The 24,685-nt window shown below is 36.4% G+C and carries 26 protein-coding genes; 24 read left to right on the forward strand and 2 right to left on the reverse strand.

What is annotated here, in order from left to right; genetic code table 11:
• Nucleotides 1–11: 11 nt before the first annotated feature.
• A complete protein-coding gene (lon, locus tag OQH61_RS04325) occupies nt 12–2,417 on the reverse strand; it encodes an endopeptidase La (RefSeq protein WP_266026066.1) in 2,406 nt (801 codons plus the stop codon).
• 9 nt (nt 2,418–2,426) lie between these two features.
• On the reverse strand, nt 2,427–3,068 hold the full coding sequence (locus OQH61_RS04330) for an outer membrane protein assembly factor BamD (RefSeq protein WP_266026067.1): 642 nt from the start codon (nt 3,066–3,068) through the stop codon (nt 2,427–2,429).
• A 135-nt stretch (nt 3,069–3,203) separates the two neighbouring features.
• On the opposite strand from OQH61_RS04330, the gene fliW reads away from it, so the two are divergent.
• The 24 genes from fliW (at nt 3,204) to OQH61_RS04450 (ending at nt 24,685) form a co-directional block, all read left to right on the forward strand.
• Complete coding sequence (gene fliW, locus OQH61_RS04335) at nt 3,204–3,644, forward strand: flagellar assembly protein FliW (RefSeq protein WP_266026068.1); 441 nt, start codon at nt 3,204–3,206, stop codon at nt 3,642–3,644.
• Entirely contained in the window at nt 3,644–4,501 is an 858-nt protein-coding gene (locus OQH61_RS04340; RefSeq protein ID WP_266026069.1) for a pyrroline-5-carboxylate reductase, read from the forward strand. The genes fliW and OQH61_RS04340 overlap by 1 nt, the downstream gene beginning before the upstream one ends.
• A 12-nt stretch (nt 4,502–4,513) precedes the next feature.
• Entirely contained in the window at nt 4,514–5,659 is a 1,146-nt protein-coding gene (gene tgt, locus OQH61_RS04345; protein WP_266026070.1) for a tRNA guanosine(34) transglycosylase Tgt, read from the forward strand.
• Nucleotides 5,649–5,999: a 30S ribosome-binding factor RbfA gene (gene rbfA, locus OQH61_RS04350; RefSeq protein ID WP_266026072.1), complete on the forward strand. Its 351-nt coding sequence runs from the start codon at nt 5,649–5,651 to the stop codon at nt 5,997–5,999. The genes tgt and rbfA overlap by 11 nt, the downstream gene beginning before the upstream one ends.
• Nucleotides 6,000–6,009: 10 nt before the next feature.
• Complete coding sequence (gene rimP, locus OQH61_RS04355) at nt 6,010–6,480, forward strand: ribosome maturation factor RimP (RefSeq protein WP_266026073.1); 471 nt, start codon at nt 6,010–6,012, stop codon at nt 6,478–6,480.
• Nucleotides 6,470–7,510 (forward strand): bifunctional diaminohydroxyphosphoribosylaminopyrimidine deaminase/5-amino-6-(5-phosphoribosylamino)uracil reductase RibD, encoded by a 1,041-nt coding sequence (gene ribD / locus OQH61_RS04360; protein WP_266026074.1) that lies wholly within the window; start codon nt 6,470–6,472, stop codon nt 7,508–7,510. The genes rimP and ribD overlap by 11 nt, the downstream gene beginning before the upstream one ends.
• Nucleotides 7,498–8,238, forward strand: a complete 741-nt coding sequence (locus OQH61_RS04365) for a tRNA1(Val) (adenine(37)-N6)-methyltransferase (RefSeq protein WP_266026076.1) — start codon at nt 7,498–7,500, stop codon at nt 8,236–8,238. Before ribD ends, OQH61_RS04365 begins: the two co-directional genes overlap by 13 nt.
• 34 nt (nt 8,239–8,272) lie before the next feature.
• A complete protein-coding gene (locus OQH61_RS04370; RefSeq protein ID WP_266026077.1) occupies nt 8,273–9,700 on the forward strand; it encodes a hypothetical protein in 1,428 nt (475 codons plus the stop codon).
• 21 nt (nt 9,701–9,721) lie between these two features.
• Entirely contained in the window at nt 9,722–10,117 is a 396-nt protein-coding gene (locus OQH61_RS04375; protein WP_266026078.1) for a hypothetical protein, read from the forward strand.
• Nucleotides 10,114–10,593 carry a hypothetical protein gene (locus OQH61_RS04380; RefSeq protein WP_266026079.1) on the forward strand — a complete coding sequence of 160 codons (480 nt, stop codon included), beginning with the start codon at nt 10,114–10,116 and terminating at the stop codon, nt 10,591–10,593. The genes OQH61_RS04375 and OQH61_RS04380 overlap by 4 nt, the downstream gene beginning before the upstream one ends.
• An 82-nt stretch (nt 10,594–10,675) precedes the next feature.
• Nucleotides 10,676–11,386, forward strand: a complete 711-nt coding sequence (gene pyrH, locus OQH61_RS04385; RefSeq protein WP_266026080.1) for a UMP kinase — start codon at nt 10,676–10,678, stop codon at nt 11,384–11,386.
• Nucleotides 11,387–11,458: 72 nt separating this feature from the next.
• The gene (locus tag OQH61_RS04390) at nt 11,459–11,683 is read left to right on the forward strand and encodes a DNA-directed RNA polymerase subunit omega (RefSeq protein ID WP_266026081.1); all 225 of its coding nucleotides are present in this window, start codon (nt 11,459–11,461) and stop codon (nt 11,681–11,683) included.
• A gap of 9 nt (nt 11,684–11,692) precedes the next feature.
• A complete protein-coding gene (locus tag OQH61_RS04395) occupies nt 11,693–13,843 on the forward strand; it encodes a RelA/SpoT family protein (RefSeq protein ID WP_266026082.1) in 2,151 nt (716 codons plus the stop codon).
• 12 nt (nt 13,844–13,855) lie between these two features.
• Entirely contained in the window at nt 13,856–15,058 is a 1,203-nt protein-coding gene (tyrS, locus tag OQH61_RS04400) for a tyrosine--tRNA ligase (protein WP_266026083.1), read from the forward strand.
• A 10-nt stretch (nt 15,059–15,068) separates the two neighbouring features.
• Nucleotides 15,069–16,154 carry a nitronate monooxygenase gene (locus tag OQH61_RS04405; RefSeq protein WP_266026084.1) on the forward strand — a complete coding sequence of 362 codons (1,086 nt, stop codon included), beginning with the start codon at nt 15,069–15,071 and terminating at the stop codon, nt 16,152–16,154.
• Between the two features lie 8 nt (nt 16,155–16,162).
• Nucleotides 16,163–17,329 (forward strand): N-acetylmuramoyl-L-alanine amidase family protein, encoded by a 1,167-nt coding sequence (locus tag OQH61_RS04410; RefSeq protein ID WP_266026085.1) that lies wholly within the window; start codon nt 16,163–16,165, stop codon nt 17,327–17,329.
• A 15-nt stretch (nt 17,330–17,344) separates the two neighbouring features.
• Nucleotides 17,345–18,199 carry a hypothetical protein gene (locus tag OQH61_RS04415; RefSeq protein WP_266026086.1) on the forward strand — a complete coding sequence of 285 codons (855 nt, stop codon included), beginning with the start codon at nt 17,345–17,347 and terminating at the stop codon, nt 18,197–18,199.
• Nucleotides 18,200–18,201: 2 nt separating this feature from the next.
• Nucleotides 18,202–18,918, forward strand: a complete 717-nt coding sequence (hisA, locus tag OQH61_RS04420; protein ID WP_266026087.1) for a 1-(5-phosphoribosyl)-5-[(5-phosphoribosylamino)methylideneamino]imidazole-4-carboxamide isomerase — start codon at nt 18,202–18,204, stop codon at nt 18,916–18,918.
• A 101-nt stretch (nt 18,919–19,019) separates the two neighbouring features.
• A complete protein-coding gene (locus tag OQH61_RS04425; RefSeq protein ID WP_011115665.1) occupies nt 19,020–19,397 on the forward strand; it encodes a chemotaxis response regulator CheY in 378 nt (125 codons plus the stop codon).
• Nucleotides 19,398–19,409: 12 nt separating this feature from the next.
• Nucleotides 19,410–20,381, forward strand: a complete 972-nt coding sequence (locus OQH61_RS04430; protein WP_266026141.1) for a 50S ribosomal protein L11 methyltransferase — start codon at nt 19,410–19,412, stop codon at nt 20,379–20,381.
• 23 nt (nt 20,382–20,404) lie between these two features.
• Nucleotides 20,405–22,306 carry an ATP-dependent zinc metalloprotease FtsH gene (gene ftsH / locus OQH61_RS04435; RefSeq protein WP_266026089.1) on the forward strand — a complete coding sequence of 634 codons (1,902 nt, stop codon included), beginning with the start codon at nt 20,405–20,407 and terminating at the stop codon, nt 22,304–22,306.
• A 10-nt stretch (nt 22,307–22,316) separates the two neighbouring features.
• Complete coding sequence (locus OQH61_RS04440) at nt 22,317–22,949, forward strand: phosphatidylserine decarboxylase (RefSeq protein WP_266026090.1); 633 nt, start codon at nt 22,317–22,319, stop codon at nt 22,947–22,949.
• Nucleotides 22,939–23,661 (forward strand): CDP-diacylglycerol--serine O-phosphatidyltransferase, encoded by a 723-nt coding sequence (pssA, locus tag OQH61_RS04445; RefSeq protein ID WP_266026091.1) that lies wholly within the window; start codon nt 22,939–22,941, stop codon nt 23,659–23,661. Before OQH61_RS04440 ends, pssA begins: the two co-directional genes overlap by 11 nt.
• Before the next feature lie 58 nt (nt 23,662–23,719).
• Nucleotides 23,720–24,685, forward strand: a complete 966-nt coding sequence (locus OQH61_RS04450) for a chemotaxis protein (protein WP_266026092.1) — start codon at nt 23,720–23,722, stop codon at nt 24,683–24,685.

Here is a 24,685-nt window from a genome sequence, read left to right on the forward strand (position 1 = left end):
CCCCCAAGCTCTTATTTTACAAGAGCTATATCAAGCACTTCTTTAATATCGCTTACTCCGATGATTTTAAGTTTTTTGAGCACTTCTTGGGGAATATCTTTTAAATCACGCTCATAATTTTTTTGTGGAATAAGCGCGGTTTTAATGCCAGCTTTATGTGCGGCGATGAGTTTTTCACGCAAACCACCAATAGGCAGAACATTGCCCCTTAATGTAAGCTCACCTGTCATTGCTACACTTGTATCAATTTTAGAATCTGTAAGGATTGAGGCAATAACACACGCCATAGCAATACCTGCACTTGGACCATCTTTAGGTGTTGCGCCTTCTGGGACGTGAAGATGAATGTCATAGTGCTGATAAATAGATGTTTTTGCATTATGCTTTAATATTTTTTTATCAAGCAGGACTTTTATCACAGAGTGTGCGATATGTGCAGATTCTTTCATTACATCGCCTAAGCTTCCTGTGAGCGTAAGTGTGCCTTTACCTTTGATTTTCACTGCTTCAATTTTAAGCACATCACCACCCACACTTGTCCAAGCTAATCCATTGACAATACCAACTATATTTTTTTTGTCTGTGGGAGAAATTTCAAATACAATCTTATCAAGGAATTGCTCTATATTCTGCGGTGTGAGCGTGATAGACTTTTCACCTTTTAAGATAAGAGTTGCCACTTTACGCATAATTTGTGCGATATTATGTCGTAGATTGCGCACACCTGCTTCGCGTGTGTATTTTTCAATAATAAGTTTAAGTGTGGGCGTAGAGATTTTAAGTTCTTGTGGCTTTAAGCCGTGTTTTTCTAATTCTTGGGGAATCAAATATTTTTTGGCAATTTCAAATTTTTCCTGCGGCGTATAAGAAGATACAGAGATAAACTCCATTCTATCGCGCAGTGGTGCAGGGATAGTAGAAATATCATTTGCGGTGGCAATAAAAATAACTTGTGAGAGATCAATGTCAAAATTTGTATAATAATCTCTAAAAGCGTGATTTTGCTCTGGGTCTAAAATCTCAAGCAGCACGCTTGTAGGGTCGCCTCTATAACTCCTGCCGACTTTATCAATCTCATCAAGCACAATGACTGGATTCATTTCTTTTGCTTCAATAAGCCCTTGTGTAATGCGTCCGGGCATTGCTCCAATATAAGTGCGGCGATGCCCTCGCAATTCATTAACATCTTCTAATCCTCCAAGTGCAATACGCACAAGCTCACGCTTAATGGCTTTTGCAATAGAGTTTGCAAGGCTTGTTTTACCCACGCCCGGTGGTCCATAGAAACATAAAATAGTGCCTTTTTCATATTTATCTGTATTTTCACCCTTAGGCTTTCTGCCTCGTTTTGATTGAGATAGTCCTTGTGTGTTGTGTGTGCGTTGCGCTATTAGCTCTTTTACTGCGAAATATTCTACAATGCGCTCCTTTGGCTTTTGTAATGAATAATGGTCAATATCAAGCTGCTTGGCGACATTTTCAATGGAGAGTTTTTGATTAGCATATTGCCCAAATGGAATCTCAAGCACCCATTCAACATAGTTTTGTAAAATATTTGCATCACCGCTATCTTGGTGCATACGAGAGAGGCGTTTGATTTGCTTTTGCACTTCTTTGAAAGCATTTTCGCTCATATAAGGTTTGAGACTATTAAGCTTTTGTATATATTGCTCCATTTCTTCATCACGAGTATTATCTGCTCCAAGTTCTTTTTGAATCTGTTTTAATTGTTCTTTGAGAAAATACTCTTTATTGACTTGCTCCATTTTATTATGAACTTTGTTTTTAATCTCTTTTTGGAGCTTTTGAGCCTCTATCTCTTCAATGACATATTCAATTAAGCCTAATACTCGCTCTTCTACATCATCTTTGGCAAAAAGTGTGTAGGCTTGTTCTGTGGAGAGGCGCATAGCTGAAGCGATTAAATCCACAATACGATTTGGTTCGTGATTTTCATCTATGCTTTTAAGCAAATCAGGCGGAAAATGTCCATCAAGATTAGCAAGATGACGCACTTTTTCGCGTAGCACTTGCAAGAGAGCACTCATTTTGTCATTTTCATATTCTTTATAAGCAATCAAATCTACTTCTACTTGTATAGGTTCTTTAGGAGTTTGAATCACTTGAAGTATCTTACCACGATATAAGCCTTTAAAAAGCAATTTTACTCGCCCATCAGGGAGGGCGACTTTGCGCATAATTGAACCAATGACGCCGACATTGTAGAATGTTTGATTCTCATCATTGCGTATAGAGCTAATAAATACAAGACTATTGCCTTTCATAGCTTTATCCGCGGCTTTGATGTTGTTTTCATCGCTAATAAAAAGTGGTGCAATCATAAAGGGATAAATAAAAAGTTCATCTTCAACAATTAAAGGCATAAGTATGGGAAATTCATTATTTAAAGCATTCATTCTTTACTCCTACCAATTAAAGATTCTTACATACCACGGGATATGCGAGGGCTTGGGTTTAAGATTTGCAAAAAGCTCTTCATCATTGCGACTTAAATATTCTTCTTGCGCTTGTGTTTTGCTTTGTTTTTGATATACACGAGCAATAGAGCGATTAAGTTCAATTTGTCCAAGTTGGAATTTCAAGTCAATATATTCTACATAAGGTGCGTAGCGACTATGAGGATACATTTGCAAAAAAGATTTTGTATCTTCAATGCTTTGAGCCATAAATTCTTGGTCTTTGCTGTAATTTTTAAATCCATAAAAATTAGTCAGAATCTTCAAATAGCGCACATAGTCTTGATTATCAAGAGAAGAGTAACGTTTAAGATATTCATCAAAATAAAAGGCTGCAAGGAGGTATTCATCTTTTTCCATATGGGCTTGTCCAAGTATAAGCATTGCTTCTGGAATGAGTGGAGAATTAATATGCTCACTTTGCAAAGATGAAAAATAACCATCAGCACCTTCAAGATTGCCGAAATTAATCTCTTTGATGATGGCTTCATACCAATAGGCTGCTGATTTATTATACTCAACTTCTTTTTTTGCACAGCCAAAAAACATAAAATATGCAAATAAAAGACACATTAAGGCGTATATTTTCATTAAAAACCTTTAATTTTTGAAAATAAAAATGTATTATACACAATTACATTTTACTATTTAGCATAAAAAATGCGGATTTATGTTATAATCCGCTTATTGAATGTGAATTAGCCTAAAATTTTGGAGCAAAAAGTTATGATTTTTGAAGTCAAATCACCGATTCTAGGTTTTGAGAATGTGGCGAAAATGAAGCTTGAGAAGATTGATGATTTGTTTATGAAGCTTTATAACGCTGAGGGTGAAGTGCCCCATTTTACACTTGTCAATCCGTTTTTGTTGCGAGAATATGAATTTGATGTGCCTGCAAGTATTAAAATTTTACTTGATTTAAGTGATGCAAAGAATCTTCTTATTGCTAATATTATGGTGATTCAGCAGCCTATTGAAAATTCTACAATTAATTTTCTTGCTCCTTTGATTTTTAATTTTGATAATCTTACAATGGCGCAAGTAGTGTTAGATAGTACGCAGTATCCTTTATATAGTTTAAATGAGCCTATCGGTAAATATTATGACAAAGAAGAGGCGCAAAAAGGTGAGCAAGCTGCACCTGTAAGAGATAGCCAAAAAAAATAATGAAAAAAACCCTTATTGTTGTGGGCTATGGTAATATGGCTAAAGCTATTCTTACCAATAATAGTTTTGTTGGGGAATATTATCACCTTATTATTGCCGGTAGGTGTGCTCATAAAGCTTATGATTTTATTACGCAATGCGCTCTTGATGCTTGTGTGTATGAGGCTAGAGTAGAATCTTCATCGGGCAAAAATGTAATTGATATAGAAGGTAAAGATATTTTGTTATGCACTAAACCTGCTGGTTTGGAAAGTTTTGTTTTTCAAGGAAAAGCAAATGGTATATATAGCGTATTAGCAGGGGCAAGTATAGCGATGATACAAAAGCATCTTAGCGCGTCTTTTATGGTGCGACTTATGCCAAATATTGCTGCCAACAGCAAACTTTCAGCCACAGCATTTTATTACCATATATCAGACACCAAAGATTCTGCACAGATACTCTATAACGAAATACGTCCATTTATAGAATCTTTTGGCACAGCTGTGCAGGTAGATAATGAAGCACTTATAGAATCTAGTATTGCTACAAGCGGTAGCTGCATAGCTTTTTTAGCCCTTATAGCTGAATCTCTCATTGATGCGGGTATCTTGGAGGGATTGAATGAACAACAAAGCATAGCATTAGTAAAGCAAACTTTTGTAGGATTTGCTGCAGAGTTGGCTCATAAAAGCCCGAGTGAGCTTAAATATGCTATATCAAGTCCGGGTGGCACAACTATCAGAGGCTTAGCAGTGTTAGAGGAAAGTGGTGTGCGTGGAACATTAATAAAAGCAGCCCATACTGCCACAGAGCACGCACGTAAGGCTATACAAAAATATTCCACACAAGATAATTTAGTGCCTAAAAAGTGCTAAAAGAGTAGCACTATGCAGGTTACACTTCAGGCACAAGATGGTAGAGCAAGAGCACTTAGTCTCAAACTTGCTCATAGTGAAGTGCAAACTCCTGTTTTTATGCCTGTTGGCACACAAGGTTGTGTGAAAGCACTTGATAGTAGGGATATGTCAGAACTTTTAAACGCACAGATTATTCTTGTCAATACTTATCATATGTATTTACGCATAGGCATTGAGCGGCTTAAGAATTTTGGTGGCATTGCTCGTTTTGCTCATTTTGATAGAAGTTATTTAAGCGATAGCGGCGGATTCCAAGCCTTTAGTCTGAATCAAAATGCTAAAGTTACAGATGAGGGCATAATGTTTAAATCTCATATTGATGGTTCTAAGCATTTTTTCTCGCCAGAATATGTGCTTGATATACAATATGCGCTCAATAGTGATATTATGATGGTGCTTGATGATTTGGTAGGCTTGCCTGCAAGTAAGGAGCGCATTGTAGATTCTATTGCGCGGACAAGTGCGTGGGCGCAAAAAAGTCTTCTCTATCATCAATCTCAAAAAGCGCAGGGTTTGGGCTTAAATAATAATCTTTTTGCTATTATTCAAGGTGGGGTAAATAAGCATTTTCGCGCACTTTGTGCTAAGCAGCTTGTGGATATGGGAGATTTTGATGGATTTGCTATTGGGGGTTTAGCAGTGGGTGAGCCAAGTGAGCAAATGTATGAGACAATCAGCTTTACTACGCCACTTATGCCTGTGGATAAACCACGTTATCTTATGGGGGTAGGCACACCAGAAAATATTATAGAATCTATCGCACTTGGCGTGGATATGTTTGATTGTGTGATGCCTACGAGAAATGCGCGTAATGCTACGCTTTTTACACATTTTGGCAAAATAAATATTAAAGCGGCAATTTTTAGCAATGACCAATCGCCCATTGATGAATTGTGTAATTGTTACACTTGCCAACATTTTACGCGTGCATATTTATGCCATCTTTTTCGCTCTCAAGAGATGACTTATCATCGTCTTGCTTCATTGCATAATTTACATTATTATTTAAATCTTATGCGTGAGGCAAGAGAGGCAATTTTACAAGGCACATTTAGTGCTTATCGTTCATCATTTTATGCCTTGCGAGAAATGGAGATACCCAATAATGAATATTAAACAACAACGTTTAGAATCTCTGCTACAAGAAATTTTAAGTGAAGCTCTTTCACAATTAAATGATGTGCAGATTAATACTTTGAGTATCACAGGCGTGAAATGCTCTAAGGGTAAGCAAAGTGCGGAAGTATATATTGAGGGCACAGATATTCCTGCACAGGAGCGTGAAGCTATTTTAGCCCGATTGCATAAGGCACAGGGGATTTTAAAAGAGTATGTTTTAACTTCTACGCAGTGGTTTCGCTCACCAAATTTTAGTTTTAAATTTGATGATAGCCTCCGTTATGCTAATACATTAGATACTATATTTGAGCAAATTGCCAAAAATAGACATCATTAGAGGAGAGAGTATGCTTTCGCAGCACACACAAGTGAGGATTGAACAACTTGCAGCAACATTGGGACTTTATATATATGATATTGATTTTCTTAAAGAAGATAATCGTCCCATTTTGCGTGTGAGCATTACGCGCAAAGCGCCTATGCAAAAGCAAGATTACAGAAATAGCGAGGCGGTAAGCTTACAGGATTGTCAGAATGTAAGTGAATTAATCTCTCCTTTATTAGATGTAGAAGATGAATATCTTAAAGAATACAACCTTGAGGTGAGTTCTCCCGGATTAGAGAGAGTGCTTAAAAAACCTCAACATTATGCTTATTCGCTGGGCGAGAGAGTGAGTATAAAACTTATGGATAAAAGCGTAATTGAGGGCATTTTATATGATGTAGATGAGGCAGGTATAAGCATTGATACGGGCAAAGAAATACTTTCATTTCATTTTGTAGATATTAAAAAAATAAAGGTTATTTTTGAATTCTAGTGATGAATTATTTTTGCATTATTGTTGCACCCTAGCGTGGGAAAGTCAGACTCTTGCTTTGCCTAATCCAAGTGTAGGCGCACTTGTGGTGGATAAGTATGGACAGATTCTCTCTCAAGCAGTGCATCAAATAGCAGGAAGCCCCCACGCGGAAGTTCTTGCAATCCAAGCAGCTTATCGCACTCTAAGTGGCGATGATGAGATTACTCAATTTCATAAAAGTGAGGATATTCATACTTATCTTTTGGCGCATCATAATGGGCTTTTTAAAGAATGCACTTTATATGTGAGTTTAGAACCTTGCAATCATTATGGTAAAACCCCACCTTGCTCACAGCTTTTGTCTTCTCTTGGTTTTTCTAGAGTATGTATTGCCACAAACGATACCCATACTCTTGCAGCAGGAGGGGCGAGCTATTTATCGCAAGCTGGGATTAATGTATGTTATATACAATCCCCTGCATTGCAGCATTTAACGACTAGTCTTCTTATGCCTTTTGAGATTCTAAGGAAAAAAGGACGATTTGCACTTTTTAAACTTGCAATGCGACTTGATGGGAGCTATACGCAAGGACGCATTTCTTCAGATATATCAAGGCAATTTACGCATAATCAACGCAGTGTATGTGATTGGATTTGCATTTCTGGCAATACTTTGCGAAATGATAATCCACAGCTTAATGCGCGTTATGCTACTTTGCCTTATGATAACACACATTTGCCACAAGTTGGGATTATTTCGCGCACTTTGCGTCATTTTGATGAGATAAAATCTTTAGATATTGCATTATCAAAAAATAGAGTGCATTTTATTAATGATATAGCTCATTTTGCATCTTTACAAGGATTCATTGTTGTAGAGGGAGGTTGGGATTTGCTTTGCTCACTTAGAGAATCTATTGATATGATTCTTATTCATCAAGCCTTTACTTGCGATAAGGGTGAATGTCTTGCTCATACACTTAAGGCAAACTTCAAGCTTTTACATACAATGAGGCTTGGAGAGGATATGGCATTATGGCTACACTAAATATTTATCAGCTTGAAAATGGCTATTGTTATAATACAGATAGTCTTATACTAGCCCACTTTGCGAAACCTTTTCTTAAAAAGCATATAAGTCTCCTAGATGTAGGTGCAGGAAGTGGTGTGCTAGGAATGCTATGCAGTAGGGAGATACTCTCTATGGGTGGAAGTATAACACTTCATCTTGTAGAAAAAGATACGATTATGGCGGCTCTTGCACAAAAAAATATAAGTATTTTTAATGGAGTGGTGCATTGTGTAGATTTTATAGATTTTGTTGCGCCTTTTACATTTGATTTTATTATCACTAATCCACCTTTTTACACAAAAGGTGCAGTGCAAGGAAAGAATCAGCGCAAAAATATGGCTCGTCATCAATGTTTTTTGCCATTGCGCCCAATGCTTGAACAAATAAAACGCGCTCTCAAGCCTAATGGTATAATGTGTATGTGTTATGATGCAAGAATGTGTGATGAGGTATTTTATGAATTTAGAGAGTGTGGCATACACATTGATGTAGTGCGTTTTGTGCATTCTCTACCCGATAGAGAATCTACCCTTATGCTTTTAAAGGCTAAGATTCAATCCAAGTCTTCTTTAAGAGTGTTGCCTCCACTTTTTACACATCAAAGCTCACTTCAAAGTGATAATACACTTGAACTTAAAGAGATTTATCAATGGGCACAAACGCAAAGCATTAAAATAAATGAGGAGCAAATACATAGGGTATAATTTTTATTTTACTTAAAGAATATGAGGATTTAGTATGTTATATGGAAAAATTATAGATATAGATTCACAAGCAAACAAAGCACAAGTAGAACAGGATTTAAATAAAAGAATTTTTGATTTTGCTTTTGATTTGTGGGAAGATGAGATAAGTGAATTAAAAAAAGGCGTAGAAGTAGAATTTGTTGTAGAGATGAGGGCTGTTACTAAAATCCATCTTAAGCCCAAACCCGTTGATCCTGACGCAATTCCTGTGAATAAGCCTGCACGTCTATGTATTGAGGAATTTTTTGCTCGTGAAAATGAAATTTTGGGTAAATACAAAGATTTTGTTGCAGGGCATTTAAAACTAGATTTTGTGCGTATGCGACGTTTTTTGCTTACAGCATATAATGATTTATGTGCTATGGACCCTAATGTTGAAAATGATGTGTTAAAAAAGCTCAAACAAGAAATCGCCTATCTTTCTCAAGCGTATGAAAATTACCATAAAAAAACACAATATGCCCTCAATTACGCTTTTGAAACAATATTTCTTGCGCGTCAAGTAGAATATAATAAAACTATTGTGCGTATTGAGGAGATTCAAAGCTCTCTTGCTAATGCTCAAGCCCAAACTAATTCTTTAAGTAGTGCTTTAGCTGCGGGGGAAAAAAGTTTAGGAAAACGTGATGATAAGGGAAGCAAGGAATATACTGAAGTAGAAAAAGAAGTCAAACAAATGCGAAAACGATATGTGGATTTGCTTAATTTTATAGGGAATCAAAAAGATGCGCTTGTGAGTGAAAATGCGCGTATGAAAAATTTTAAAGAGGAGCATTTTGAAAAATTTGCTCAAGTCTATACACCTATGACACAAGATATTAAAACACATTTTCTTGCTCTGCTTGATACAAAAGCCTATGATTTTGATACGACTTTATGGGGCAGGGCAAAATATAGTCAGAGTATCAAACATTTCTTTCGTAATTCGCGTATTGAAGGGAGTTTTAGTTCAAAAACTTTTTTGCGTTATTTTTTGCGTGGGCTTGATAAAACAAAACTCTCTGCGCGTTCAAAAGAGCTTTTTGATTTGTTACATTATTTAGAAACAACTAATCGTAAAAGCCTTATGATTGTGCGTGAAACTATGGTAAATACTCTCAAATATAAAGAAGTGATTGAAAAAATAGATTCAAGCTTGCTTATCACAATAGATAACGACCCGATTAATGCACTTAAAAGTCTTATTCAAAAATCACAAGATATTATTGTTATTGATGAAAAAATCGGTAATGTAAGTGCATTGAGCGTTATTAAAACTTATAAAGAGCTACCAAAGGCGAATCCAAAAATTATTTTTTGTGTTGTTGTGCGGCAGCTTCCACCATCAGAGATTGTTTCTAAGGGCAAGTTTATGGGCGTGGAATTTGTGAATGAGCACAATATGGATATGCTTTATGATTGTATTCGTATGGCATTATAGAATCTATAAGGAGTCTTATAAATGAAAATAACAAAAATCAGCTTTTTCTTTATGTTGGCACTCTATGGGATTATTTTAATCGCATTTGTGCTTCTTTGGATTGTTAAGTTTGTTGATGATCATATATTGCACACCACAGAAACTTATACATCTTACTTAAGATTTGAAGACCCAACGCCTAATGAATATGCTCTGAAAATAGGAAATGAGACTTTTTATTTAGACTTGCAAGATTTAGAACAGATTGAATTGATGGGGTTTTATGTTGAAAAAAGCGCGTGTAAGCCGCTTTCTGCTTATAAAAAAGCTAAAATCCCCGTTGATTCTATGGCTTATATCTTTGAAAATGGTTTTATTCACTCTTGTGGTGAGATAAAAGCAATACCAAGTAAGTTTATAGCAAAGGACAATCAATGATAGAAAAGCTTTTGAATATTTTTGCTGATATAATGTTGGCATTGTCTGTTGTTGTCATTATGTGTATTGTGTTGCTTGCAGCAGTTTTTTCTCTTTCCACAAGCAGTGAAGATGGCTTTAGAGCTACTCATCAAGGACACTATAAAAATGGCAAACGCGAAGGTAAGTGGAGCATATATAATGAATACAGATTAGATAATGGCAATGATGGTAGAGATAAGATAGAGGGCTTTTATGTGCAAGGTTTAAGAGATGGGATATGGAAATTCAAAACGCCTTATAAACAATGTGTGTATGAGTATGATAAGGGGGTTGTGCGAAAGCAGATTTGTAATGGCAGATATGTAATTCGTAGAATCTTTGATGAACGAGGAGAGATGCAAGAAGAGATGATAAAAGAAGGAAAATCAAAAGAAGAGTGCGAACTCTTATGGAATTATTTTGGCTATATATATGGTGCTGCGTGTATATATTGATAGAATCTCAGTTGTTCAATTTCATTCAAATTTCTTAGTTTAAGCTTTTGCGATAAGATAGTGAAAAATGAAAGGATAGTGTATGGAGTATAAACGTGTTTTGGTAAAATTTTCAGGTGAGGCTTTATCGGGAAATAGTGGATTTGGCATTGATGTAAAGATATTAGAGTATATTGCACGCGAGATAAAAAGCCTTGTTGATAATGGCATTGAAGTGGGCATAGTTATTGGCGGTGGTAATATCATAAGAGGTGTGTCCGCCGCACAAGGAGGTATTATTCGCCGCACAAGTGGAGACTATATGGGTATGCTTGCCACAGTTATTAATGCGGTGGCTATGCAAGAGGCTTTGGAGCATTTGGGTGTAGATGTGAGAGTGCAGAGTGCATTAGAGATTAAAGAAGTCTGTGAGAGTTATATTTACCGCCGTGCAATTAGGCATTTAGAAAAGGGGCGAGTGGTAGTATTTGGCGCAGGTACTGGGAATCCTTTCTTTACTACCGATAGTGCAGCGACTTTACGCGCGGTAGAGATTAGCGCTGATGTCATCATTAAAGCGACAAAGGTTGATGGTGTCTATGATAAAGACCCTCATAAATTTTCTGATTCTAAAATGCTTGAAAGCATAAGCTATGATGAGGCACTAAGAGATCATATTAAGGTAATGGACGATACAGCTATTGCTCTTGCAAAAGATAATAAATTACCGATTTTAGTGTGCAATATGTTTAGAGAAGGCAATTTGCTTGATTTGCTTAAATACAACAAAGGCATTTGTTCAATAGTGAAATAGGAAATCAAAAGCAAAACTAAATAAAAAAAAAGATAGAATCAATAATTTTACAATTTTACACTAAGGAATACTATGGACACATTACGAACAGAGGAAATTGCAGCAAAGGCTCTTAAACGAGTGCATAATGATAGATATTTGCTTGCAAGTTTAATTTTTGAACGCGTGAGAGAACTTGGAGAGGGGGCAAAACCGCTTGTAGATATGGACGTTAAAATACATAAATTACCCGATATTGCTATGCGAGAAATTGCTGAAGGAAAAGTAGAACTCACTTCCATTGAGGATAAGGAATAGGGAGAGGTTTTGGATTTTTTTACCCAACTCGCCCAAATTAATTCCGTAGAATCTGCCCTTGCCAAGCTTCATTCGCTTGCACAAGTTACGCCTAAGGTGCAAAAAGCCATTGATGTAGCAACTCTTGCACACGAAGGGCAGCTTCGTAAAAGTGGGATTCCCTATGTGGTTCATCCCTTATGTGTAGCGTGTATAGTGGCATTTTATGGTGGCGATGAGACGATGTTATGTGCTGCACTTTTGCACGATGTGGTAGAGGATACATTGTACTCACTTGAAGATGTGCAACGCGAGTTTGATTGGGACGTAGGACATTTAGTTGATGCGCTTACAAAGATTGTGGAGATTCGTAACGAAGAATTAAGTAATAATTTTAATGAGAAACTTGCGGCTTCTGCATTAAGCTTTCGTAAAATGCTTCTTGCTTCAATCAAAGATATTCGTGCGCTTGTGATTAAAATAAGCGATAGAATGCACAATATGCTTACCCTTGATGCACTGCCACCGCATAAGCAAAAACGTATTGCAGAAGAAACACTTATGGTATATGCGCCTATCGCTCATCGTTTGGGTATCGCATCGCTTAAAAGTGAGTTAGAAGATAGGAGTTTTTTTTATATTTTTCCTCAAGATTACAAAAAGATTGAACAATATATCAAAGATAATAGCCAGTCTATCACGCTCAAGCTCAATGAATTTACTCAAAAAGTTTCTATGATTTTGTTACAAAATGGTTTCAATGAAAAGGATTTTACTATCAAAAGTCGTGTAAAACGTTATTACTCCATATTTCTTAAAATGCAGCGCAAAGGTGTGGGCATTGATGAAATTTTGGATTTATTGGCTGTGCGCATTATTGTGCCAACAAGCCTTGAATGCTATAAGGTGCTTGGACTTTTACATTTGCAGCTAAAGCCTGTTGTTTCGCGTCTTAAAGATTATATTGCGATTCCTAAGGAAAATGGTTATCAAACCATACACACAACTATTTTTGAAGGAGCAAATATTTATGAAGTGCAAATTCGCACCTTTGATATGCACAAATCTGCTCAATATGGCGTAGCAGCACATTGGAAATATAAAAGTGGCGGGAGAGAACCAAACCTTGAATGGCTCAATAATTTACAATATCAAAATGATACCATTGAGGAATTTTATGAGCTTGCAAAAAATGATTTATACAAAGAAGATATGGTTGTGTTTTCACCTACTGGAGATATTTATAATCTTCCTGTGGGTGCAGTAGCACTTGATTTTGCTTATGCAGTGCATAGTGATATAGGTGATAATGCTAAAGCAGCTTTAGTCAATCATCAAAAAGTCTCTTTGCTTCAACCGCTTAAAAATGGCGATATTGTGCGCATTATTGTTGTTGCAGATGGCGAGAATGTCCGTCCTCGTTGCACTTGGATTGATGCAGTCAAAACCTCAAGAGCCAAAAATCATATGAGAATCCAATGTCAAAATAAGCTTAGAGAGATTGATAAAAAAACAGCACTTAGTATTTTAAAAACGATTTTTGATAGTTCCCAAGACACAATTTTGGCTTATTTGAAACAAAATAGACTAGATTCTCATATTTATCGGGCTGTATATGATTTGGTATTTTTAAAAGAGGTAAAAAATAGTATTAGAGGCAATTTTGCACGAGAGGCAAACTTTTTGGGGAAAATTAAAATTAATATGTTGAAATTTAAAACTCTTACTTTTGATAATATTGTTTTGCAAACTAATCGCAATATTAATGAGGCAATATTTGATTTTTGCTGCCACCCTAAATTTGGTGATGAGATTCTTGCTATTAAAACCGCGCAAAAAGCCTATATTCATCATAAAATGTGTGAAAGGGCAATTAGTGAAATGGAACAGGGAAGTGAGATGCTTTTTGTGCAATGGGCAAATGAGCAAAAAGATACTTATAAAATGATTGTTGCACTTGAAAACAAAAAAGGGGCATTGGCGCACTTATGTGGGTTATGTGCCAAACTTGATTGTAATATTTTGAGTGTAGAATATGATACATTGAAGCGGCAGTTTTCAACTTATTGTGAGATTTGTTTTGAAAGCAAAACGCGTGATATTAAAACATTAAGAGAAATATTGAGCAAAAAGTATAAAATTATTGAATTAAGTAGCCTTAAAGATGCGTATTTAAGCTAGAAAGGAAACAATGTGAAAATAAAGCAAGCAATGCAAGAGTTAAAGCGAGGTTGCGTGGAATTTATAGGAGAGGAATATATCCGCGATTTGGTGGAGAGGTTTTATAATACAGGAGAGCGTTTTTGCGTTAAGGCAGGATTTGATCCTACTGCACCTGATTTACATTTAGGACACACAGTGCTTTTGCAAAAGCTTGCTACATTTCAACGATATGGTGGCAATGTAAAATTTCTTATTGGTGATTTTACTGCTACTATCGGAGACCCAAGCGGAAAAAGTGAAACAAGAAAACCCTTAAGTAGGGAGCAAGTGGAGGCAAATGCTCTTACTTACAAAGAGCAAGTATTTAAAGTGCTTGACCCTCAATATACGCAGATATGCTTTAATTCTAAATGGCTTAATGAATTAGGTGCGCTTGGGCTTATTACACTCACTTCGCATTTTTCTGTGGCTAGAATGCTAGAACGTGATGATTTTACTAAACGTTATAGTAATAATCAATCCATTTCCATAGTGGAATTTATATATCCACTTTTGCAAGGTTATGATTCTGTTGCTTTAAATTGTGATATTGAATTAGGTGGCAATGATCAAAAGTTTAATCTTTTAGTTGGGCGAAGTTTGCAGAGGGCTTACAAACTCAATAAGGAGCAATCAGTGATGACAATGCCACTTTTAGAAGGGCTTGATGGAGTGCAAAAGATGAGCAAATCACTTAATAATTACATTGGTGTTACAGAATCTGCAAACACAATGTATGCTAAGATTCTAAGCATTAGCGATGAGATGATGTGGCGATATTATGAGTTGCTTTCGTCATTGTCATTACAAGAGATTTTTGCGCTTAAAGAGCAGGTAAATGCGGGGAATGCTCACCCTAAAGTAGTAAAAGAACAACTTGCTTTAGAAATAACTACGCGTTATCATAACATTGATTTAGCAAAACAAGCTAAAATAGCATTTGACAATGTGTTTAGTAAAGATGAAATACCTACGGATTTAGCTGTATTTACTTGCAATGAAGGTGAGTGGATAGCTAAAGTACTTGTAATTGCGAGGCTCTGCGAATCTACTTCGCAGGCACGGAGGGATATTCGTGCAGGGGCATTGAAAATTAACAAAGAAAAGATAACGAATGAAGAGCTGAAGTTATCAAAGGGTGAATATATTGTTCAAATTGGCAAGAGACGTTTTGCAAAAGTGATTATATCGTAAGGATTGCGTGATGGGATTAAAACCGCTTAAAATAGGTAAGCACACGATAAAATATCCAATTTTTCAAGGGGGTATGGGTGTGGGTATCAGCTGGGATAGACTTGCTGGTAATGTTTCTAAAGAGGGTGCGCTTGGTATTATTAGTGCAGTAGGCACAGGGTATTACCAAAAAATGCAATTTGTTGAGAAAATTACTCAATCTAAACCTTTTGAAGCTATTAATTTTTATTCAAAGCACGCACTCAATGAGATTTTTAAAAATGCACGTAAAATATGTGGGAATAATCCGCTTGGAGCAAATATTCTTTATGCGATTAATGAATATGGGCGAGTAGTGCGTGATGCGTGTGAAGCTGGAGCAAATATTATTGTAACAGGCGCTGGATTACCCACTAATATGCCTGAATTTACAAAAAATTTTCCTGATGTAGCACTTGTGCCCATTGTATCTTCAGCTAAAGCATTGAAAATTATTTGCAAACGTTGGATGGATAGATATGCAAGAATCCCAGATGCAGTAATAGTAGAAGGACCGCTTAGCGGCGGACATCAGGGCTTTAGTTATGAGGATTGCTTTAAGCAGGAATATCAGCTTGAGAATGTTCTTCCTCAAGTAGTTGATGAGGTAGAAAAATGGGGCAATATCCCTGTCATAGCTGCTGGAGGTATTTGGGATAGAAATGATATTGATAGAATGCTTTCTTTGGGTGCAAGCGGAGTGCAAATGGGAACAAGATGGCTTGGCTCTGAAGAATGCGATGCAGTAGCCTATCGTGATTTAATGCCTTCTGTGTCTAAAGAAGATATTGAGCTTGTTAAATCTCCTGTGGGCTATCCTGCTCGTGCAGTTAAAACGGGAATTTTTGATAGAATCGCACAAGGTAATGCGCCAAAGATTCGTTGTATAAGCAATTGTGTTTCACCTTGTCATAGAGGGGTAGAGGCAAAAAAAGTAGGGTATTGCATCGCAGATTCTTTAGGGCGTGGATTTATGGGCGATAGGGAGCAGGGATTATATTTTACAGGAGCAAATGGGTATAGAATCCAAAAAATTCAACCCGTAAGAGAAATCATTGCCGAATTAGTCCAAGATTAGGGGCATAAATGTTGCGGATTTTAGCAATTTTATTCCTTACAATGGTGTGTATGTGGGGAGAGCATCGTATAGTAAAAATGGTGCCTTTTGGTGATGGGAATCTTAAAATTGTTTTTGCTCAAGATATTGCACAACTTCAGTGGCAGGTTAAAGAACTTCAGGACAATAAGAGTTTTGTGGATTTTGAAGCAAATCTTACTCTTCCTCGTCGTAATTTTATTTTTAAAGATAATTCCACATTGCAAGTAGCACAAAATACACCAAAAATTGTGCGTATTGTGATAAATATACAGCCCAAATCGACTTTTGATATTATCAAAGAAAAAGAGAATCTCTATATAATGATAAAACCTGTCCAACAAGAAGAGAAAAAGCCTACACCAAAACCAATACCGTTGGATTCTAAAAATACTCAAAACCCTCCCCAAGCAACAGAAAATAAAATATCTCAAGATACGCAGATGCCAAAAGCCACAAATAAGAATCATAAAACAAATGCAGCAAAAAAGATTGTTATTGATGCTGGGCACGGGGGAAAGGATTGTGGCACAAAAAGCGTAGAGGGTATATGCGAGAAAGTAATTGTGCTTGAAGTAGTAAAACTCCTTGCTCCAGAACTTAGAAATCGTGGCTATGTGGTGTATATGACGCGCAATACTGATATATATATTGATTTGCGCAAACGCACAGAATTTGCTAATGCTAAAAATGCAGATTTATTTGTTTCTGTGCATGCAAACTCAATGCCCAAAGGCTCTCCTAAAACACCAAGTGGGGTAGAGACTTATTTTCTTTCACCTGCACGGAGTGAGCGTGCTGAACAAGTGGCAAAAGCGGAAAACCAAGGTGATATTGAAACAATGAGCCATTTTGCAACAAAATCTTTTTTAAACACCATCAGTGCCTTTCATCTAGTTGCTTCACATAAACTTGCCATTGAGATTCAATCTAGCATACTTAATCAAGTAAGAGAGAAATACAATACACACGATGGGGCAGTAAGAGAAGGTCCATTTTGGGTTTTAGCTGGAGCACTTATGCCTTCTGTATTAATAGAGATTGGTTATGCTTCACATAAAGACGAGGGTAAATTAATTGCCAAAAAAGACTACCAAAAGCTTATTGCTAAAGGCATAGCTGATGGTATAGATGGATATTTTTTAAGAAATTATTAGATTCTAAGGATTACAATGAAACAACCTACGCGTATTACAATTATTTTTTCTTTACTTTTCTTTGCCTTTTTTGTTTTTACGAATCTCACTCTTTTTATTTCGCAATTCTCACATTCTTTTTCACATTTATTTTTGATTTTTATCCGCGAGAATCAACTTTTTGACCATTTGAGTATATTTTTCTTTTTTTGTGGGTTTATTTTGTGCAGCATTTTTGTTATTTTTAGCAGTTGTAATCAAACAAGTGGCACTCTACAACGCGTGATAGTGCTCATATTGGGTGTAATATTTATTTATCTTGTTATTCTCAAAATAACTTATGTGCCAAAAACAGAGGATATTATGGATATGTTTGCGATTGAAGGAAGTATCTATCATCGTGGTTTTTTTGAGCTTCTTATAGATTATTTACCACGTATTTTTTTGCTTGTGTGTGCTTATACATTTTTTGTATATATTCCACTTTTATTTTTAATCTTTGGCATTCATCCCAATGAGTATAATCAGATTGGGAAAATGCTTGAAGATATGCGCCCTTCTATCAATATTGTTATAGTCGTGCTTTTTGCTCTCTCTTTGCAGCCGTATTATTATCGTGATAATCTTTATGCTTATCTTGATATTTTTGCATTTTTGGGAGGTATTTTTTTGCTTGTGTGGGTAATGATAAAGCATAAAGATATGTTTGGATTCTATGAGTATGTGAATTTTGCTTTACTCGTGTTAGGCGTGCTTATTTGTTTTATTTGCACTTCTGTGTTGTCTATTTCTGATAATTATTTTAATGCACGTTACGCATTTTTAGTATTTGCTTTTGTGGGTTGGTGTGCCCAATGGATGTATGATGGTATGAAACCCATTGAGGAGTAATAATGGCACTTGATATTTATCCTGCGATTGATTTAAAAGAAGGTAGGGCAGTAAGGCTTTTTAAGGGTGATATGCAGAGTGCTACGATTTATGGTGAGGCATTGGAGTTTGCCAAGATGTTTGAAGATATGGGCGCGAAATGGTTGCATATTGTTGATTTAGATGGTGCGTTTGCGGGTATTCCACAGAATCTAAAATGTATTGAGGAGATTTTGCGCACGACACATTTGCAAATACAAATTGGTGGGGGCATACGCGATGAGGAGCGTATCAAACTTTATGTAGATATGGGAGTGAGTAGAATCATACTTGGCTCCATTGCGACAAAAAATTGGGAATTTGTCAAAACAATGGCGCGCTCTTACCCTGTGGCGGTAGGTATTGATGCACGAAATGGTAAGGTTGCTACACAAGGCTGGGCTAAAGAGAGTGATATGTATTCAGGCGCATTAGCTGAAAAATTTGTAGGCAGTGCTGTGCAGGCTATTATATGCACAGATATTAATCGTGATGGTGCATTAAGCGGTATTAATATATCTTTTACGCAAGATATTGCAAGTCGTAGTGGTATTTATACGATTGCAAGTGGTGGCTTTGCTTCATCAGGTGAGCTTAAAATTTTAGATGAGAATCCTTACATTAGCGGTGTAATCATAGGAAAAGCATTTTATGAGGGAAAGATAAATCTTAAAGAGGCATTCGCATTGTTTGAAAAATAGAGAGTAAAATTTGAAAAAATGCAAGAATGAATCTATAATATATACAAAAATATGCTAGAATGCCTTTTTATTTATAGCTGTATTTAAAATAAGGAGATAACTTGAAACTGCTAGTTGTTGATGATAGCTCCACAATGAGAAGAATTATAAAGAATACCCTCCAGCGCTTAGGATATGAGGATATTTTAGAAGCCGAACATGGTGTAGAAGCTTGGCAGATTATGGATACCACTGAGGGCATACAAGTGCTTATTACAGATTGGAATATGCCCGAAATGAATGGTTTAGATTTGGTTAAAAAAGTGCGCTCTGATGAGCGATACACATCTATTCCTATCATAATGGTTACTACTGAAGGCGGTAAAGCGGAGGTTATTACAGCACTTAAAGCAGGAGTGAATAACTATATTGTAAAACCTTTTACACCTCAAGTGCTTAAAGAAAAATTAGAAGTTGTATTAGGTGTAAATGAGGATTAAGCTTGAGGTTTGATGCAAGGGTTGGATAAGCAAACATATTGGGAAATTATTATCCATCCAAATGATTTTTTAGAGCAATTTGCTGATTTTATTACCCACAAGACTTTTTGTGCGATTGAATTTTTTGATATACTTCCTACACTATCTCCTTTTGCTATTATTTATGATGATTCATCTTGGCAAAGTGCTTTAGATTTTGATATTTTTAAAGCCAAAAAAAGCACACAACCTACGCAAATTGTTAGTCGGATTGCGTCAAATGAAATGGATATACAAGATTTTTTAGAATCTTTACACAATTTTGCTTTGGTGCTTGCTCAAAATACGCAAACTTATGTAGGTTTTTGTTATCATATTGAAGAAAAGTTTAATGATGATTGGATAAAGACATATCAAGATTCTATTGAACCAGTGCAATGCGGGAGATTCTATATCCGCCCCTCTTGGGCACAAGAATTAAAGAAATCTCAAGAATCTTATGATGAAATTATTATTAATCCTGCATTTGCATTTGGTTCAGGGCATCACGCAAGCACCACAATGTGTTTAGAACTTTTAAGCGAAATGAATATACGGGGCAAAACACTTCTTGATGTGGGGTGTGGCAGTGGTATTTTGAGCATAGCTTCTTGCAAACTTGGCGCGCAAGTGTATGCTTGTGATACTGATGAAAATGCTATAAGAGAATGTAATAAAAATATTTTACTCAATAAAGTTATACTTAATGCACTTTGGCAGGGGAGTGTGGCTGATTCTCCTATGAATTTACTACAAAAGTATGATGTGATTGTGGCTAACATTGTTGCTTTTGTTGTGAAAGTTTTACACAATGATTTTAGGGCAAAACTCGCAAAAAATGGAGTTTTAATTCTTTCTGGGATACTTGATGAATATAAATTTGATATAATAAAAGCATTTGATGATTTTAAGATGCTAGATACTCGTTGTAAAGATGGGTGGGTAGCTTTGAAATTGACTTTGTAATTTATTTTGAAAGAAGGACAAATATGGAAAATCCTAATGAAAAAAAGCCACCTTTTAAGCAAAATCCTTTTCTTACTTTTGCTATTTTTGTGATTCTTACATTGCTTTTGTTTAAGCTATTTTCACCTAATGGCGATTCATTTACTGAACGTTTGATGGGGGGGAATATTACAAAAGAAATTAGTTACAATGAATTAAAAGAGCTTATTACTCGGGGTGAAATTAGTTCGGTAAATATTGGACAGACTTATATTAAAGCATATTCTGCCAATACTTCGCCGCGGATTCTCTATACTACAAAAAAAGTGGCAGATTTGGGGCTCGTGCCTTTACTTGATGAGAAAAAGATTGAATATAGTGGTTTTAGCGAGGGTAGTTTTTTGGGAGATTTGGTCAATATGCTCTTGCCTATTTTTATTATTCTTGCACTTTGGATGTTTCTTACTGCGCGTATGCAGAAAAGTATGGGTGGAGGTATTTTTGGTATGGGAAATGCCAAAAAGCTTGTGAATGCAGAAAAGCCTAATGTGCGTTTTGATGATATGGCTGGAAACGCTGAAGCAAAGGAAGAAGTCGTAGAAATTGTAGATTTTCTTAAATATCCTGAACGTTATGCTGCTGTGGGAGCGAAGATTCCACGCGGTGTGCTTTTAGTTGGACCTCCGGGCACAGGTAAGACACTTCTTGCAAAGGCTGTGGCGGGTGAAGCAAATGTGCCGTTTTTTTCTATGAGTGGAAGTAGTTTTATTGAAATGTTTGTAGGGCTTGGGGCTAGTCGTGTAAGAGATTTATTTGAAATGGCAAAAAAAGATGCGCCAAGCATTATTTTTATTGATGAAATTGATGCCATTGGGAAGTCTCGTGCGGCTGGAAGTATGGTAGGTGGTAATGATGAAAGGGAGCAAACGCTTAATCAGTTACTTGCAGAAATGGACGGATTTGGTTCAGAATCTGCGCCTGTAATTGTGCTTGCTGCAACAAATCGTCCTGAAATACTTGACCCTGCATTATTGCGTCCGGGACGATTTGACAGGCAAGTGCTTGTAGATAAGCCTGATTTTGAAGGGCGTTTAGAGATTCTTAAAGTGCATATTAAAAATGTTTCTTTAGCGCGTGATGTGGATTTGCACGAGATTGCAAAATTCACAGCCGGACTTGCTGGAGCAGATTTAGCAAATATCATTAATGAAGCTGCCTTACTTGCTGGGAGAGAGAATCAAAAAGAAGTAAGTCAAAAGCATCTTAAAGAGGCAGTAGAGCGAGGAATTGCAGGATTAGAAAAAAAATCACGGCGTATTTCTCCTAAAGAGAAAAAAATTGTTGCTTACCACGAGAGTGGGCACGCTGTTGTTTCAGAGATGACAAAAGGTGCTGATAGGGTAAATAAAGTATCAATTATTCCGCGAGGTATGGCAGCTCTTGGTTATACACTTCATACACCTGAAGAAAATCGCTACCTGATGCAAAAACACGAGCTTATGGCAGAGGTTGATGTGCTTTTGGGTGGGCGCGCAGCTGAAGAAGTATTTTTGGGTGAGATTTCCACAGGTGCAAGCAATGATTTAGAACGTGCTACTGGGATTCTTAAATCAATGATTAGCTATTATGGTATGACAGATGTAAGCGGACTTATGGTGCTTGAAAAACAACGCAATACTTTTCTTGGTGGTGGCAATACACAAAGGGAATTTAGTGAGCAGCTTGCTCAAGAAATTGATAGTCATATCAAAAATACACTTGATAAGCGATATAGTTATGTTAAGAATCTTTTGAGTGATTATAAAGATGCGATTGAAAATATGGTCAAAGAGCTTTTTGAAAAAGAAGTCATTGATGGCGCACGCGTGAGAGAGATTATTCAAGAATATGAAACGCAAAATAATATGCAATCTCGTCTTATTCCACTTGAGGAAGAGGAAGTCTAAGGAGGGCAATATGACAACGACTACACAATTCATTGCAAAACAGGGTTGGTTGGGTGCAATAGTGTTATTTGTGGCATTTGTATTAAGTGTGTGGCTTGATTGGAGTGTCTGTGCATTTGTGCTGTTTGTGGGACTTGTTTTATGGCTTGTGATGTTTCGTAATCCTGAAAGGATTCCACATATTGATGAGAATAATGCTTTTGTTTCGCCAGTAGATGGTATTGTACGTGATATGAGTTATAACAATGATGAAATGCATATTCTTATTGAGACAGGTTTTATTGATGTGGGTCTTATACGAGCACCTTGTGATATTGTAGAAGGACAATATAGCGAAAAAAAAGGATTGTCGCTAGTGTGCTGTGCCAAAGATAAATGCAAAGAGCTCAATGCCACAATGCGCTTTGAAAGTCTCAAGGAGAGAACATTTTATATGGAGTTTTATCCGATTTTCTTTTCCTCTCACCATCTATTTGCACAGAATAATTTAAGTGTCGGGGATCGTATAGGTTTTATGAAAGCAGGTATGACACGTATTGTTATTCCACAAAAGAAAGCTTCTGTGGAATTTGAATCAAAAGTGAGTATCGGTGATAAGGTATGTGCGCTCCAAAGTGTAATAGGATATATTTATGAAGTTTAATCCACTTTTCATCTTGCCTAATCTTTTTACTGCAGGAAGTATCTTTTTGGGAGTTTTGAGCGTGATTTATGCCTCAAAAGGGAAATTTGAAATAGCGTGTTGGCTGATTTTAATTTCAATGATATTAGATGGATTTGATGGTAGAGTTGCGCGACTTACAAATACCGCAAGTAAGTTTGGTGTAGAGTTTGATTCTCTAGCAGATGTAGTAGCATTTGGTGTGGCTCCAGCAATGCTTTTGTATTTTTATATTGGTATGGATTATGGGCGTTTGGGTATGAGTGTCCCAGCTATTTTTGTTATCTTTGGTGCAGTGCGTTTGGCACGTTTTAATATCACTTCAAGTTCAGAGCCAAATTTTTTTATTGGGTTGCCTATCCCTTCAGCTGCTGTAATTGTAATGCTTTGGGTGCTTATTGACTTACAATATGGATTTATAAAAGCCTATGGGTATGAATATATAATGTTAGGCGGAAGTTTTATTATCAGTATCTTGATGGTGAGCAATATTCGCTATCCGAGTTTTAAGAAGATTAAGTGGAATTTTAAATCTTTTATTGCGGTGATTTTATTGCTTGGCATTATTTATATTTATCCGCAAGAAACACTATGTGCGTTGATGAGTGGATATGTGGTATATGGTATTGTGCGTTGGATTATTATTACAATACGTTTTAGTATAAAGTCTAACCATAAGGACAAAAATCCATAAAGTTAGATTTAGTGATTTTGTGCTAAACTAAGCTATTTTTCAAATTTGAGGTGTGATTATGTCTAAAACAAGTATGTCAAATATTGACCAAGTAACAAGTCTCCACAAGAATAATGAACTTCAGCTCCTTTGTTTTCGCCTAGAAAAGGGAAGAGATTTATATGCTGTCAATGTTTTTAAGATTCGTGAAGTGATTAAATATAGTGGTGCGCTCACTGTGGTTACACACGAGAATAATAGCCTTGTGGAAGGGCTTATCACCATTCGTGAATTAACTATCCCACTCATTGATATGCGCAAATGGTTTTTTTATGATAGCAATAATAAAAGTAAAAATTTGCGTGATTATGGGGTAAAACGAGCAGCGGGCGAAGAGGATATTATTATGATTTGTGAGTTTTCGCGTTGGACGATAGGAGTTAGAATCTACGAAGCAGATAGGATTCTTAACAAAAAATGGACTGAAATAGAACAAGGTGTGGGTATTGGAGGAGGCGGACATAATGGCAAACTCGTAAGTCGCACACGTTATTTTGATGGACGCTTAGTGCAAGTAGTGGATATTGAAAAGATGCTTATTGATGTGTTTCCGTGGATTGAAAAAGATAAAGAAGAAGGGATTGCTAAAATTTCTCAAGTAGAAACAACAAAGAGCATTCTTCTTGCCGATGATAGCCCCACGGTGCTACGCACAATGCAGCTTATTCTCAATAAGCTTGGTGTGGTGCATCACGATTTTATCAATGGCAAACACTTACTTGATTATCTTTTCGCACCTACCACAGATATTAATTCTATTGGTATGATTATTACCGACCTTGAAATGCCTGAAGCAAGTGGTTTTGAAGTTATTAAACAAGTGAAAGCAAATCCTGCTACGGCACATTTGCCTATCGTGGTAAATTCATCTATGAGTGGGAGTAGCAATGAAGATATGGCGCGTTCGCTTAACGCTGATGAGTTTATCTCTAAATCTAATCCTGTGGAAATTGAAGCTGCAGTAAGGCGCTTTGCCCTCAAATAA

The sequence above is a fragment of the Helicobacter sp. MIT 21-1697 genome, assembly GCF_026241255.1.
Taxonomy (GTDB): Bacteria; Campylobacterota; Campylobacteria; order Campylobacterales; family Helicobacteraceae; genus Helicobacter_C.